This window comes from Agrobacterium sp. ICMP 6402 (genome assembly GCF_009498615.1).
Lineage (GTDB): Bacteria > Pseudomonadota > Alphaproteobacteria > Rhizobiales > Rhizobiaceae > Agrobacterium > Agrobacterium burrii.
In genome coordinates this window covers 412,641-426,505 of sequence record NZ_QSNV01000002.1, presented here as the reverse complement: position 1 = coordinate 426,505, position 13,865 = coordinate 412,641, and the positions used below count along the sequence as shown (strand labels likewise).

Genomic DNA, 13,865 nt, shown 5'->3' with positions numbered 1-13,865 from the left:
TCAGCATGCGGATATTGCAGATAACCTCGCTATTTTCTCCGGACCGGGTGGGGGGCGCGGAAATTTTCGTGGAAGACCTTGCGCGCGGACTGGCGGACAAGGGACATACGGTTGCCGTAGCTGCCATTTCCCGGGAACAACAGGCCGTCGAGCGGCATGATGGTTTTGCCATTCATCGCCTCGGGCACACCACGCCGTTTTTTATCGGAGACTGGGAACGGCAACCGGGATGGAAGCGAAAATATTACAAGATCGCCGTACAGCTCGATCCGCGCCTCGTGCGTCGGCTGGCACATGTCATCGATGATTTTCGCCCGGACGTCGTCAACACCCATTCGCTGTCGGAATTGACCCCTCTGATCTGGCCGATGATCCGCAGACGGGGCATCCCGCTCGTCCATTCCCTGCATGATTTCACCAGCATGTGCACCAATGGTTCCCTGTTTCACGACCGGCATATCTGCGATGGCAGCAGCAGGAAATGTCGCGCCTTTTCCTATCTGCACCGCCGTTGCCAATGCGCCGTCGATGCCGTCGCCGGCGTCGGTCACGACATTGTCGAGCGCCATGTACAGGCGGGCTTCTTCACCCATGTCCCGGCAGACCGCCGCGCCGTGATCTGGAACGCCATCGCACCGCCGGCCCAACAGAAAGCTCGCAATCCCCGCCCGCCTGGACAACCGCTTGTTTTCGGTTATCTCGGCCGCATCGAAGCTCCTAAAGGTGCGGACCTGCTGATCGAAGCCCTGCGGCGGCTGCCGCCACAGGGTTGGCGACTGGTCATGGCCGGTCGCGCGCCGGGCGGCATCGGTCCCTATGAGCAAAAAACCATCGGTCTTCCCATTGAGTTTCCCGGCTATGTCGAAGCGGACAGTTTTTTTGCCGGCATAGATTGCCTGATCGTACCACCCTTGTGGCCAGAGGCTTTCGGGCGCACCGTTGCCGAAGCCATTCTGCGTGGCGTACCCGTCATCGGCGCCAACCTCGCAGGCGTCGCCGAACAGATCGGCCGGGACAGGCCGGAACGCCTGTTTGCGCCAGGCAACGCCAGCGAACTCGCCACACGCATGGTGGAAGCCATGCGCAACCCGACGATCCTTGCAGAGTCTCCCGAAACCAGGGAGAGAATTTCGAAAGGAGTAGCACCCGAGCGGGTGGTTGCGGCATATGAAACGCTTTATTCCGATCTGCGCGTCCGTACCGGTGGCTAAACACCGGTAGAGTGGTAGCTTTTACCTATTCGGCGACAGGAACAGCACCCCATCCGAAAGGAATGCATGTTGTTAGCGCCGCGACATCTCATCAAAGAGCGTTGCATAGCTCTCCGCCGCGTTCCGCCATGAATATAGCGCGCGGTTTTCATAACCCGCCTCGCGAAGATTGCCCGCCAGAGTCGGCTCCCGAAAAAGTCGCTCGAGCGCCATGACAAGGCTGTCAGCATCGGCAGGATCGAAAGTGAGGGCTCCCTTACCGGCGATTTCAGGCGTGGCGGAGCGGTTGGAGCAGATGACCGGGCATCCCAGTTGCTGCGCCTCCAGCACCGGCAGGCAAAAACCTTCATAGGTCGAGGGCACACAAAGGCAGGCAGCGTGGCGGTAAAGCTCGGCCAATTGCCGGTCATCTATGCCGGAAAGCCGGATCAGCCGTGCCTTCAACTCCGGATCATGCAGCACGCTGCCGATTTCCTCTGCATCGTCACGGCCGACATGAACGACATGCAGGGCCGGCATTGTCTTGCCCAACCGTGCAAACGCCTGGCCCAGAAGAGTGAAATTCTTGTTGGACGTCGCGTTTCCGACCGCCAGTATATAAGGCCCCGGCACTGGCCGCGCGCTGCCAGCAGAATCGGGATCGACCTTCAACGTGCTGTCGGAATGGATCGTCAGGCTTTTGCCGGCAGCGGCAGGATAAAAGTGGGACAGGTCCCTTCGTGTCGCCTCGGATACACAGGTGATCCGATCTGAACCAGCCATCATCAAGCGAAAGATGAAATCGGTCGTCAAGGTTGCCCGCCAACCGATCTGTTCAGGAATGGTCTTGAAATAAAGATCGTGAACAAGGGTAACCCGCCGTTTGCCGCCGAGAGGACTTCCAAATGGATCCGCATTGAATAGCATGTCAATATCGTGCCGGCGGCACAGTGCGGGCAGCGTAGCGGCTTGGCGCAGCACATCGAGAACCATGATGCGCGGCCGTGGCGTCTCCAGCAGTTGCAAACGGCTGTCGCGCAGGTTTTCAGGCAGTTGCGCCCGCGTCCAGGGAGAGCGCAGGATATAGTCGTCCTGCGTCTGGTCTAGTAACCGTTCCAGCAGGCTGAATGTCACACGGGCAACACCGGACGGCTTGCCGCCATATTGGCTCGGCATGTTTACGAGAATGCGCATCCTGGCCTTTCCGCTTGTCCAAGCTGTCTTATCCGGATCGCTCACCCGCCCAGTCTCACACCACTTCCGACAGAAGTGCGGACACCGAACGGCAGGTTTCCTCTAGCGAAAAGCGACGGCTCACATCCTCCCGCCCCTTCTGCGCCAACCGTTCCGCCAGAGCTGGATGCGAAAGGATGCAGCCGAGTGCGGCGGCAAGCGCCGATGCGTCACCCGGTGGCACAAGAAGACCCGTTTCGCCATCCCGGATGATTTCGGTCACCCCGCCGCCGCGTGTGGCGACAACCGGCCGACCGCACATCATGGCTTCGACCACCACCCGGCCAAAAGGTTCAGCGACAATCGAAGTATGGGCAACAGCATCCATCGCCGCCATCAATTCCGGCACATCCGAACGAAAGCCGAGGAAACGGACCCGGCCATCGAGGCCAAGGCGGGATGCCTGCTCGCGGATGCGCGTCTCATAGGCTTCCTGTCCAAAAAGCGCTCCGCCAACGATGATAGCCTGGACACCATCCATCGCCGCAATCGCCTCCAGAAAGACATGCTGGCCTTTCCATTCGCTCAGCCGGCCAAATAGCCCGACGATCGGCTGTAGACCAAGGCCGAGTTCCCCGCGCAGCCGTGCGGCTCTTTCAGGGTCATATGCCACCGCCATTGCAGGATCGAAGCCGTTATAAACGATACGGACCTTCTCCGCCTCGCCGCCGGCTTCAACGAAGGCCCGGCCGGTTTCCTCAGAATTGACGGCCACCAGCCTCGCAAAAAATCGGGCAAAGGCCAGCGAAGCACGGCGATTGGCGGAACTGAAGGCGGGATCCGTAACTATATCGTGCAAAATCCAGACGAGCGGACGGCGGCTGAGTTTCGCCGCAAGCGCGCAGACAAAAAGCGCCTTTTGCGAATTGGCGCAGATGACATCGTAATGCCTTGCCTGCCTGCTCAACTGCCAGGCAACGGCCGCCACGTCGGCCGCGCCGCGAAACATAGCGCCGAACGAGGAATCGCGGCGGATCGACAGCATTTTTTCTCCGGCCGACAGCAGGACCGGAGGCCTGCCGGCCGCTGCCAGATCCTCGGCAGCGCCACCGCCACTGAGAAAACAGGCACGCCAGGAATCTGGCCCAGCCTTGACGAGATCGGCGAGGAAAAGCTCAGCGCCACCCTTCTCTCCGGTGTGGCTGACAAAAAGCGCGGATGTCATGCTCTTACCTGCGGCGCGCAGATGCCCTGGAGCAGCCATGGCTCGCAATGACGGGCATGATCAGACACCGGGTAAAAAAGTTCGGCTGAGGCGGCAACGGCAGGGATATCTTCCCCCGTCGATCTGGTATAAGAATGGCAATGTTTACTTGCGATTAAAAGAAAAGACATTCAAACCTTTATGCGGATTTATATTTTAGCCCGCGCGAAATAAAAAATAATAGTCAATTTAAATATTTTAGAAGAAATCGAAGAAAATTTCATGACGTTTAATTTTACCGCTGTTCAGCGTTCAACTCCTGGCGCTTTTTCCCCGGATCTTATGGTGGGGTTATCCTAGCGCCAGACCAGGAGAACGAACGATGACACCGCTCGAACGCAAGATATGCATATATATGCCGGCAACGGAAGAGGTGTCGGCATGATCGGCGTGACGCTCGGTATTATTCCCGGCAACAGGGGAGCCGTGGTCCCCTCCCTAAACGCACTTTCACCTTTGCGCGCGCGCCTGACTGCTGGCCAGAACGCCACGATTTTCGTGAATGGTGACAGCACCGCCTATGCCGATGGGGGACCATTCCAGCAGTTCGCCTCCATGCTTGGCGATCTGCACAATGCGCAGGTCGTATTGTACCGCTGGGCCGAATGGCAGACAAATGCCGCGACCGGACCAAAGGCTTATGCCGATCCGATCACGCTGCGCACCGGCACGGGACCAACGCTCACAGTCTACCTCGCGGCACTGCCCGGCGGTATGGCAGGCTACATGCTTGCGGACCAGCGCGCGACTGCGCTGAGGATTCCACGCCCCGATCTGTGCATCCTGCATCATGGTCACAATATGCAAAGCTTCGAGACGCCGGGGCGTATCTTAAGTTCCGGACGGTCCGCACTGCTCGGGCCACTCGGCATGACCGAGTGGCAATGGCCCGGCACACCCCAACTCATCACCACCCAGAACCCCTGGCGCGACAGTACGGATTACGACAAGGTCTATCAGGCAATCCTCGATCTGGCTCGATCCCACCCGAATCTAACGCTGGTGGATACACATGCGGCATTTGTGGCAAAGGGCAAGGACGCTACACTTTACCGGGATAACATCCATCCGAACGATGCTGGCTCACAACTCATTGCCCGCACTCTGTTCGGTTCCTATCTGGCTTCGGCACCCGATAGCGGCTTTCAGACACCGTGCTGGCCGAAGCTTCCCGCTGCAAATCTCATCGCCAACGGCGATTTCACCGAGTGGTCAGGCTCTGCCCCGGCGGGCTGGAACCTGAGCGCGCCCGGCACCGCCGTCAAAAGCACCGACACCACTTTTTCTCCATCCTTCGCTTACAGTCTCGCCTTGCGCGCCAATGGCAACCAGTCGGCCGCGCTGTTTCGTTATGTCCGGAATGCAGAGGCCGCGGCGATAATCGGCAAAACCATATCCTTCGCGATCCTCTATAAAAACAGCGCGGAGCAACGTCCGCCTTATATCACTCTGGTTACGAAAAGCGGCGGAGCGACAAGGACTATCAGTTGTTCAGCCCTGCAATTTTCGAATGCGAGCATTTCTATAAATAGCGGCTGGATGTGGGCGACAGCAAACGCAATCTCCATAGACCCCGACATCAGCCCGGATGGTTACTCATTTTATCTGAGGATAATGCCAGCCTTTGGCACCACTCCGCCCAGTTCCAACGAACCGCTCTACATTCAGAGAGTAATCGCCGTTGAAGGTGCCATGCCAAAAGGCAACCTGAGCGGCTGAAAGACCGTGAAAACTCTGTCTTGCACGACGAGGTCGTCAAGGCCACTATCCGTCGCCATCATCGCGCTGCCTCGCAATGATGGTGCCCTACCAACAGGACCGTCTCAGGTCCGCCAGTGAAAGACACAGGCCGCGAATGACCAGACGTGCAAATATGGTGTCATCGCATCCGTCACCATTGCCGGGTTTTATAACGGCAATGCCCTTTTATCCTTCAAGAACAATAAGGGTTCCCGGTCACTTCCTGTCGATTTTTGTTTTCTTCATTGGCTTCTTCATTCAATGCAATGTCCTGACCAGCAATCTGGGCCTGCGCTTCCTCAACATTACCGATATGCTGGTGCTGATGACCTTGCCCGTTATCGCCCTGCTTTACATTCGTTGCCTGACGCCTTCCATCCTTCTGTTTTACCTTGTCCCGCTCACTTTACTTTTCGTTCTCTCGGCTGGATTTGCCGATGATCGCGGCGAAGGAGAATTTTACACGACGGCGATGACCTATTTTTACGCCGTCTATTTTCTGTTTTTCGCCTATCTGCTGTTCAAGGAGAACCTTCTTGAGCTGTTTTGCTGGGGCATGTTTGCGGGCTTCGTTGCTGTGACGATCCTGCTGTTTCTGGACATTTTCATACATGACCAACTGGCCCCCATCGGACTGTCATTCAACTTCGATGAAGCCGCCGTACTGGAAGCCGCTGCAAAAGGTGAAATGAGTCCGCTGCTCTTGCGTGTCGAGAAGGCTGGCGGAATTTGGCCAGTAGGCAATACAGCCGGTCCGGCCTTTGCCCTTGCCGGCGCGGCAGCCGCATATCTTGCCGAACGCTACCGGCGTCCGGCTCTGTTCGCTGTGTTTCTGCTTGTCTATCTGGCAAGTTTCACGCTCACACTCAACCGGTCGGGCGTGTTTGCCGTTCTCGCCATCGGGCTCTATTTCTATATCAGAAACTTCTCGATCAGGATGTTGCTCAGCACCTATTTCGGCTTCGCTCTTTCCGCCCTTGTCCTCGCCTCGGTACTACCATTGGGCGTCTTCGATTTCGCAGAACAGGCATTTTCGAAGCGTTTTGTGGAGGACAGCAACAGCAGCAACAATGTGCAGGAAAGGCTAGGGACGATCGTCGGCGGCTTTCAGGTGATGCTCAATCATCCTTTGGGCGTCGGCTTCACCGCACGGAGCCAGGAATTATCGGCAATATCGCATAGCGGCACACCGCATAACGGTTTTCTGGCCACCGCCTATGCATCTGGCATCGGCTTTTGTTTTCTCAGCGCCTTTGCGCTTGTTTATGCGATTTTCCGGAAGCGGAAAATCGGCTTTTTTACCTATTCGGCGATCGGGGTCATCATCGGTTATCAATTTGAAGAGCTGAATTTCAATCCCGTCTTCATGGCCCATATCGGCCTTGCTCTCGCATATGCTTTCATCGATCTGGACTTCAGGCTTTTTCTGAAAAATACAAAGCTGCGCATCGCAGGAATAGCCAATGAAGACAGCCGGGCGACAACACAGCCCACCTGAGGGGCTGCACGAAACTTCAGGCAACCGCGATGATTTCAATTTCCTTCCCACCCAAACTGACCAGATCACCGGCCGCTTTCCCCATCAACGCCCGGGCGACAGGGGAAACATAAGACATCGACCCCGTGGCAGGATCGGCCTCGTCTTCACCGACAATCCGGAATTGTTGCGTCCGTCCGTCATCGCGGCTGAAGGTTACCAGGCTGCCAAAAGCGACGACGCCATCCGCAGGTGGGTGCGGCATGAGTCGGGCGGTGCGGACACGCTCGGCGAAATACCGGATATCGCGCAGGGGGGTGGCGGAAAGCCGCCGTCTTTCATTGACGTCTTCAATGGCGTTGGCGGCTTCGCAGGCTTCACGCGCCGCGTGCAGCTGCAATTCCAGCGCTTTCAGTCCGGCCTCGGTCACCAGATTGGGATGTGGCGAAATCACCCGATCGGGCAGAACCGTCTCGGCTGCTGTTTCGGCACTGTCTTCCTTGGTAAAGGCTACGCTCAATCCTGGCACTCCAATATCGTTGAGATGCCACATGGACATCTCTCTCCAGTCCAGTTTTGCCATTGCTCTCCGTGAAGGAGCAAGAGTGCAACGTCCAGAAACCCGCATAGAGGGAACATACCCCTCATTTCTGGCTCTAACAGGAGGCTTTTTGCCCTGCTAGGTTGTCTTGCAGGAGGAGTGAGGACACCAACGCTAACGAACAGGAGACGGCAATGGCCCGGACAGTAGTGAATGCGCTTGGGGATACGCTCTATTATAGCGACAGTTCCACCGGATTTTTCTCCGCCACGGGGTCCGGCCCACTGCTCGCCGGCACCGGCGGTAATGATTCCATGTGGGGCGATAGTTCCGTCAATGTGACGATGGCGGGCGGCACGGGCGATGATATTTATTATCTCTATTCCAGCATCAACCGCGCCGTGGAAAATGCCGGGGAAGGCATCGATACGATCGATACCTGGATGAGCTACACCCTGCCCGACAATTTTGAGAATCTCAGGGTGACTGGTGATGGCCGTTACGCTTTCGGGAACTCGCTCGATAACATCATCACCGGTGGATCGGGCAGCCAGACGATCGATGGTGGGGCGGGAAATGACGTGCTGATCGGTGGCGGTGGTGCTGACACCTTCGTCTTCACCAGCGGCAACGGCACCGATCTCATCATGGATTTCAGCGCTAACGATACGATCCGGCTCAACGGTTACGGCATCACATCCTTCGATCAACTCGTCAGCAATGCCACGCAGCAGGGCAGCGATCTGTGGCTGAATTTTTCGAACGGCGAAGCCGTGGTTCTTGCCGGAACGTCCATCGACGACCTTCAGGCCGACCAGTTCGAACTCAGTCTCGACCGGTCATCCCTGACACAGACCTTTGCCGATGAATTCGATGCGCTGTCACTGCGTAGCGGCGATCAGGGAACCTGGGATGCCAAATATTGGTGGGCACCGGAGAAGGGAAGTTCGCTGACGACGAATGGCGAGGCGCAGTGGTATATCAACCCCGCCTATGCCGGCACCTCGGAGGTCAACCCGTTCAGCGTCGAAAACGGCGTGCTGACCATCACCGCTGCGGAAACCGCACAATCGGTCGCCGATGAGGTCGAGGGTTACGATTATACTTCCGGCATGCTGAACACCTATTCCTCCTTCAGCCAGACCTATGGATATTTCGAAATCCGCGCCGATATGCCGACCGACCGGGGCGCCTGGCCGGCCTTCTGGCTTCTGCCGGAGGACGGATCATGGCCGCCGGAACTCGATGTCATTGAAATGCGCGGCCAAAATCCCAACACGCTCATCATGTCCACCCATTCCAACGCCACGGGTGAACAGACATCGGTCGTCAACAATGTCAGCGTGCCGAGCACGGAAGGGTTTCACACCTACGGCGTGTTGTGGGAAGCAGACCATATCACCTGGTATTTTGACGATGTCGCCGTGGCGCAGACGGATACGCCTGATGATATGCACGACCCCATGTATATGGTCGTCAATCTCGCCGTCGGCGGCATGGCGGGAACGCCCTCAGCCAATGATTTCAGCGACGGCTCGCAGATGATGATCGACTACATCAGGGCCTATTCGCTGTCCGACTGGGCCGCTTGATAAAAACGCCGGCAGCCGCGTCCAGAACTGCCGGCGTTACAGACATCAGCCTTTGCAGGCTGTGCCTTGTTCGAACGCCTTACTCAGCCGCAAGCTGTGTCCGTGCGGCATAAAGCGACATGAGGTGCCGCGCCGTTTCCAGACTTGCCGGCTGCTCGGCGCGGTAACGGCGGCTAATTTCCATCATCAGCACCGTATCCGGAAGGAAGGTCAGTTCCGAGAAGATGCTCTCCCACTCGATATCCCCCCAGCCGAGCGGCATATGCAGATCGCCGATACCAAGGGCGGTATTTTCCTGTGTGAAATAGGCCTCGTAGAAGCCTTGCGGCCGGCCGAAGGAATCGTGCACATGCAGATGGCCGGCAACGGGCGCCATGGCGCGAAGCTGTTCGCGGAAATCGAGACCACGATAGGTGGATTCGAGATAGGCATGGCTGAAATCGATCAGCGCCACGACATTGTCGTGACCGACCGCCTTCACGGTCGCGGCCACCTCGGCCGGCGTCTGGCGATACTGGCCGGGTTCGGTGGAGAAGATATTCTCAAGCGCGATACGCACACCATAGGGTTTGCAGAATTCCGCAAGCTCGAACAGCGCTTCGCGCTCACGGGCATCGGCATCGGCACGCTCGGCAATCTGGTCCGCACGCAGCGCGCCACTATGCTGGACGAGAATGCCCGCGCCGATGCGGTCGCAGAGGACAGCGAGCGCCTTGGCGGCATCAATCTGGTAACGGCAGGTCACCGGGTCCATGAAGTTGGACGACACCAGACCATGCACGGTGTAGCGGAAATCAAACTCTTTCGCGAGCGCCACGAACCGGTCGGCGCGCTCCTCGATGATACGGCCGCCGGCGATCATATCGAGGCTGGTCGCCGCGATTTCCACCGTGTCGCAGCCAATCTCGGCCAGTGCCCGCAGATCGCTTTCAAGAGTGGCCAGTTCGCCGTCGTTCGAGCCGGCGTTGAAACCGGTACCAATCAGATTTGTCATGTCGTCATCTCCAGGGAGTAAGTAAGGTTATGTTAGTTCAGGCAGCCGCGCGGCACGCCGCGCCGTATCGAACAGGTCCGGGCGATCGATATTGACGTAGTCTACTCCGGCCAATGCGATCTCATTATGAAGGTCCATGTCATCGCCGCCGTAATAGACCATGACTTCGAGACCGGCCTTGCGGCATGCCGCGACAAGTCCGGGCTTGCGCATCTGCGCCGGTGTGATCTCGATGATCGAGGCATGATGCACCGCCGCCGCCAGTGAGGGCGACTTGGCAATGTCAAGCGTCATCATCTTGCGAAGCTCAGGCGCGGCGGCGGCCAGGCCCCGGCGCATCTCTTCGGAAAAGGAGAAGAAGAACGTATCGCGCACCATGCCGAGATCCCGCACCAGCGCGGCGACCTTGACCGGGTCGCAATATTTCAGCTCGACATAGACACCGCAGCGGCCACGCAGATGGCGCAGATAGGCATCGAGACGCGGCACCACCGCCCCCTTGAAGCTTTCTCCGAACCAGCCGCCGGCATCCAGCGCATCGATCTCGCTCGACAGCGCATGACCGATCGGTCCGGTGCCATTGGTGGTACGATCAAGCGTTTCATCGTGAAAGACATAAAGCACGCCATCCGCGCTCTCGCGCACGTCAAGCTCGATGTAATCAGCACCCTGCTGCAAGGCGAGATCAGCGGCGGCGAAGGTGTTTTCCGGTGCAAAGCGATTGGCGCCGCGATGGGAGACTATTTTGGGCATGGAATGTCCTGTCAGTTTACGGGTTCCGGCTGACGCGCCGGAATGGTCGAGTGCTGTGAAAGATCGGCGTGCAGCCCGGCGATGCGATTGCCGGTGACGCCGAAAATCAGTGTCAGGCCGGATGTGCAGGCAAGGCCGACCCGTCCACCCGGTGCATGTCTTATCGTCTCGCCATATTCCAGCGCGTGCACCATGCCTGCGGGCGTATCGACCGTGTAGAAAACCTCGCGCCCCATCGGCTCGACGGTAGCGATCTCGCCCTCAAGCCGTGCTTCGGCGGGTTTGACCAGCGCAATATCCTCAGGACGCAATCCCAAGGTAATCTCGCCATCGTAATGGGTATTGAGCTCAAGCCGCGCATCGCCGATCCGCAATCCTTCGCGCTCAGCCCGCCCCCTCAGTAGGTTCATTGGCGGCGTGCCGATGAACCCGGCGACGAACAGATTGTCCGGCCGGCGATAAAGATCGTCAGGCGTGCCAATCTGGGCGATGGAACCATTGTTCATGCAGATGATCCTGTCGGCCATGGTGATCGCTTCGATCTGGTCATGGGTGACGATCAGCGTGGTGATCTTCAGCCGCTTCTGCAGACTTTTCAGTTCGGCTCGCATGGTGATGCGCAGCGTCGCATCGAGATTGGAGAGCGGCTCGTCCAGCAAAAGGATGTTCGGCTCCTTGACCAGCGCCCGGGCCAGCGCCACGCGCTGCTGCTGGCCGCCGGAAAGCTGCGAAGGCCGCCGGTCAAGCAGGGCGCTGATCTGCACGAGGCTCGCCGCCTCTTCCACCCGCCGCACCGCTTCCTCGCGCGGAACATTCTTGAAGCGCAGCGGAAAGGCGATGTTCTCCCGCACCGTCAGATTGGGATAAAGCGCATAGGACTGGAAAACGATGCCGACATTGCGGTCACGCGCATCGATGCGGTTGACGTTGTGACCGTCAAAGGCAATCTCGCCACCGGTCGGGGCATAAAGCCCGGCCAGCAGGAAAAGCGTGGTCGATTTTCCGCACCCGGACGGGCCGAGAACGGCGACAAATTCGCCGTCTTCGATAGCAAGCGTCATTGGTTGCAGCACGCGGGTGTCGCCCCAGCTTTTGGTGACGTTGTTAAGGGTGATCCTGGCCATGGCGATTATCCTTTGATCCCGCCGAAACTCATCTGGGTAATGTATTTCTGCGTGAAGATGTAGATGATCAGCACAGGCAGCAGATAAACGATGCCGACAGCGGCGATCATGCCATAATTCACGCCCACGCTGTCCTGTGCCACGAAGAAGAGATAAAGGCTCATCGTCATCTGGCTTTTTTCGATGAGCAGGGTCTGGACGAAGACATACTCCTCCCAGCCACGCAGAAAGGTGAAGGTGGCAACCGCAATCAGCCCGCTTCTCACCTGCGGCAGAACCACCATGCGGAAGGCCTGAAAACGCGTCGCACCATCGGTGACGGCGCTCATTTCGATGTCCCAGGGAACATTGTCGAAGAAGCCCTTGAGAACGAAGATCGCAAAGGGCAATTCCAGCGCGCTCATCACCAGCACGACGCCGAAGAGATTATTGAGCAAGCCCATGTAATGCAGCTGCACGAAGATCGCGACGGTGAGCGCGAGTGCGGGAAAGGCATGCAGCAGCAGCAGCCCGCGCAGCACGTTTTCACGCCCGGCAAAGGTGAAGCGCGACAACGCATAGGCGGCGGGCGTGGCAACCAGCGCGACAATCAGCGTCTGCGAAGCGGCAAACAGCAGCGAGCTGCGCATGGCGGTCCAGACGGACGGCATCAGCGCCATGCGCGTGGTGCCGGTTTTCTCGATATCACGGCTCCACAGGAAGCTGTAGTTCTCGATGGTCAGATGCGGCAGCACCAACACAAAAACCAGCGCCACAACAACAACGGCGAGCGCCAGCCAGAGCAGCAGGGGATTACGCAGGCGCTGGGAATAGAGTGCGACCGCAATCGCGCCGGCATAGGCAAAAGCGGCGATTGCACCACTGCGCCACAGCACGAGCCGGCTGAGATTGTCGTCGGAACTCGTCAGCGATTTCACCAGCAGCCACAGATAGGGCAGGAGAACGGGAACCGAAACCACCGTCAGGAACACGAGGATGACGGGAAGAAAACCGGCGCGGTGAGCGATGCTGCGCTTTTCAAGGCGCGTCCAGTCCGGCTTCAGATCAAGGGCACGCCTGTTATGGGCAGGTGCCTGTGTGTGGGCGAGCGTCATCACAGCACCTCGATTTTGGCAGGAGCAAAGGTCGAGCGCATATTGCTGAGGCGCCATTGCACCAGCGTCACGGCGACGCCGATGGCCATCAGGCCAAGCGCCAGCGCCGCACCATAGGCGTAAGCGCCGTTTTCGAACGCCCGTCGGTAGATATAAAGCGCATAGGTCGTGCTGTCGTAGACCGGGCCGCCACCGGTGATCAGCAGAATATATTCATAGGTCGTCATCAGCGACAGCGCCTGATAGAGCGTGATGAAGCGGACCGGTGCCGAGAGGGCCGGTGCGACGACATGGCGAAGCACGCCCCATTCGCTGGCGCCATCGACACGCGCCGCATTGGCCAGATGCGACGGTATGGAGCGGATGGAGGATGTGAGAATGACCATGGCGAAGGATGCGCCGACGACACCGTTCGCCACCACCACCAGCAACAGCGGAAAGTCGTTGCGCAGATTGAGAGCGGGTGCGCCGAGCGCGCCGAGAAACTGGTTGAGCAGGCCCGATGAGGTGGGATCGGCGATCCATATCCATAGCACGCCGTAAAGCACGGCCGGGCTCATGCGCGGCAAAAGCCACAGACCGCGAAAGAAATTTCCGATCCGGTCCGGGATCGCCGTCGTCGTCACGGCCAGCAGCGCGCCGAGGCCGATATTGAAGAAGAACAGCGTTGCGCCGACATAGATGAACGTCGTCAGAAGCACGATTGGCAGGCGCATGTCACGCTGCACCATGCGCTGGAAATTCTCGACCGTGAATTTGCCGACCTTCAGATTTGCGCCCATATCGGTAAAGGCGATCACCAGATTGACGACGATGGGCGCAAGAAAAAACACCCCGAGCAAAGCGAGAGCCGGTGCCAGATAAAAGATCGGCCGGGCCGGGCGACGCGCCCTGAGCTGGAATTGAGACATCACGATATACCG

Annotated in this window: 12 protein-coding genes; 4 read left to right on the top strand and 8 right to left on the bottom strand. The window is 58.4% G+C overall.

All coding sequences use genetic code 11. The features are described 5' to 3' along the window. The first annotated feature begins 5 nt into the window (after nt 1–5). The gene (locus DXT96_RS10165; RefSeq protein WP_153514513.1) at nt 6–1,211 is read left to right on the top strand and encodes a glycosyltransferase family 4 protein; all 1,206 of its coding nucleotides are present in this window, start codon (nt 6–8) and stop codon (nt 1,209–1,211) included. Nucleotides 1,212–1,283: 72 nt separating this feature from the next. Here DXT96_RS10165 and DXT96_RS10160 read toward each other — a convergent pair whose 3' ends face one another. Continuing rightward, complete coding sequence (locus tag DXT96_RS10160; protein WP_153514512.1) at nt 1,284–2,384, bottom strand: glycosyltransferase family 1 protein; 1,101 nt, start codon at nt 2,382–2,384, stop codon at nt 1,284–1,286. Between the two features lie 55 nt (nt 2,385–2,439). Beyond that, nucleotides 2,440–3,588 (bottom strand): glycosyltransferase family 4 protein, encoded by a 1,149-nt coding sequence (locus tag DXT96_RS10155; protein WP_153514511.1) that lies wholly within the window; start codon nt 3,586–3,588, stop codon nt 2,440–2,442. A gap of 420 nt (nt 3,589–4,008) precedes the next feature. Here DXT96_RS10155 and DXT96_RS10150 point away from each other — a divergent pair, with 420 nt between their 5' ends. Together DXT96_RS10150 and DXT96_RS26945 are read left to right on the top strand one after the other, a co-directional pair. Then, nucleotides 4,009–5,346, top strand: coding sequence for an SGNH/GDSL hydrolase family protein (locus DXT96_RS10150; protein WP_153514510.1), 1,338 nt, complete (start codon nt 4,009–4,011; stop codon nt 5,344–5,346). Nucleotides 5,347–5,482: 136 nt separating this feature from the next. Further along, entirely contained in the window at nt 5,483–6,865 is a 1,383-nt protein-coding gene (locus DXT96_RS26945; protein WP_194287616.1) for an O-antigen ligase family protein, read from the top strand. Nucleotides 6,866–6,881: 16 nt separating this feature from the next. Here DXT96_RS26945 and greA read toward each other — a convergent pair whose 3' ends face one another. After that, nucleotides 6,882–7,364, bottom strand: a complete 483-nt coding sequence (gene greA, locus DXT96_RS10140; RefSeq protein WP_153514837.1) for a transcription elongation factor GreA — start codon at nt 7,362–7,364, stop codon at nt 6,882–6,884. Between the two features lie 215 nt (nt 7,365–7,579). On the opposite strand from greA, the gene DXT96_RS10135 reads away from it, so the two are divergent. Continuing rightward, nucleotides 7,580–8,977, top strand: a complete 1,398-nt coding sequence (locus DXT96_RS10135) for a family 16 glycosylhydrolase (RefSeq protein WP_153514509.1) — start codon at nt 7,580–7,582, stop codon at nt 8,975–8,977. A 79-nt stretch (nt 8,978–9,056) separates the two neighbouring features. Here DXT96_RS10135 and DXT96_RS10130 read toward each other — a convergent pair whose 3' ends face one another. From DXT96_RS10130 to DXT96_RS10110, 5 genes are read right to left on the bottom strand one after another with little or no spacing between them, the layout of a single operon-like run. Continuing rightward, entirely contained in the window at nt 9,057–9,971 is a 915-nt protein-coding gene (locus tag DXT96_RS10130; protein ID WP_153514508.1) for a TIM barrel protein, read from the bottom strand. A gap of 27 nt (nt 9,972–9,998) precedes the next feature. Beyond that, nucleotides 9,999–10,724 carry a glycerophosphodiester phosphodiesterase gene (ugpQ, locus tag DXT96_RS10125; RefSeq protein WP_153514507.1) on the bottom strand — a complete coding sequence of 242 codons (726 nt, stop codon included), beginning with the start codon at nt 10,722–10,724 and terminating at the stop codon, nt 9,999–10,001. 11 nt (nt 10,725–10,735) lie between these two features. Next, on the bottom strand, nt 10,736–11,848 hold the full coding sequence (locus DXT96_RS10120; protein WP_153514506.1) for an ABC transporter ATP-binding protein: 1,113 nt from the start codon (nt 11,846–11,848) through the stop codon (nt 10,736–10,738). Nucleotides 11,849–11,853: 5 nt separating this feature from the next. Beyond that, the gene (locus DXT96_RS10115; RefSeq protein WP_153514505.1) at nt 11,854–12,942 is read right to left on the bottom strand and encodes a carbohydrate ABC transporter permease; all 1,089 of its coding nucleotides are present in this window, start codon (nt 12,940–12,942) and stop codon (nt 11,854–11,856) included. Beyond that, nucleotides 12,942–13,853, bottom strand: coding sequence for a carbohydrate ABC transporter permease (locus DXT96_RS10110; RefSeq protein WP_153514504.1), 912 nt, complete (start codon nt 13,851–13,853; stop codon nt 12,942–12,944). The genes DXT96_RS10115 and DXT96_RS10110 overlap by 1 nt, the downstream gene beginning before the upstream one ends. Nucleotides 13,854–13,865 lie beyond the last annotated feature (12 nt).

Bases quoted from the DNA above. Each gene is read 5' to 3' on its own strand.
- DXT96_RS10165 (WP_153514513.1), top strand. From the start codon at position 6: ATGCGGATATTGCAGATAACCTCGCTATTTTCTCCGGACCGGGTGGGG.
- DXT96_RS10160 (WP_153514512.1), bottom strand. From the start codon at position 2,384: ATGCGCATTCTCGTAAACATGCCGAGCCAATATGGCGGCAAGCCGTCC.
- DXT96_RS10155 (WP_153514511.1), bottom strand. From the start codon at position 3,588: ATGACATCCGCGCTTTTTGTCAGCCACACCGGAGAGAAGGGTGGCGCT.
- DXT96_RS10150 (WP_153514510.1), top strand. From the start codon at position 4,009: ATGATCGGCGTGACGCTCGGTATTATTCCCGGCAACAGGGGAGCCGTG.
- DXT96_RS26945 (WP_194287616.1), top strand. From the start codon at position 5,483: ATGACCAGACGTGCAAATATGGTGTCATCGCATCCGTCACCATTGCCG.
- DXT96_RS10135 (WP_153514509.1), top strand. From the start codon at position 7,580: ATGGCCCGGACAGTAGTGAATGCGCTTGGGGATACGCTCTATTATAGC.
- DXT96_RS10130 (WP_153514508.1), bottom strand. From the start codon at position 9,971: ATGACAAATCTGATTGGTACCGGTTTCAACGCCGGCTCGAACGACGGC.
- ugpQ (WP_153514507.1), bottom strand. From the start codon at position 10,724: ATGCCCAAAATAGTCTCCCATCGCGGCGCCAATCGCTTTGCACCGGAA.
- DXT96_RS10120 (WP_153514506.1), bottom strand. From the start codon at position 11,848: ATGGCCAGGATCACCCTTAACAACGTCACCAAAAGCTGGGGCGACACC.
- DXT96_RS10115 (WP_153514505.1), bottom strand. From the start codon at position 12,942: ATGACGCTCGCCCACACACAGGCACCTGCCCATAACAGGCGTGCCCTT.
- DXT96_RS10110 (WP_153514504.1), bottom strand. From the start codon at position 13,853: ATGTCTCAATTCCAGCTCAGGGCGCGTCGCCCGGCCCGGCCGATCTTT.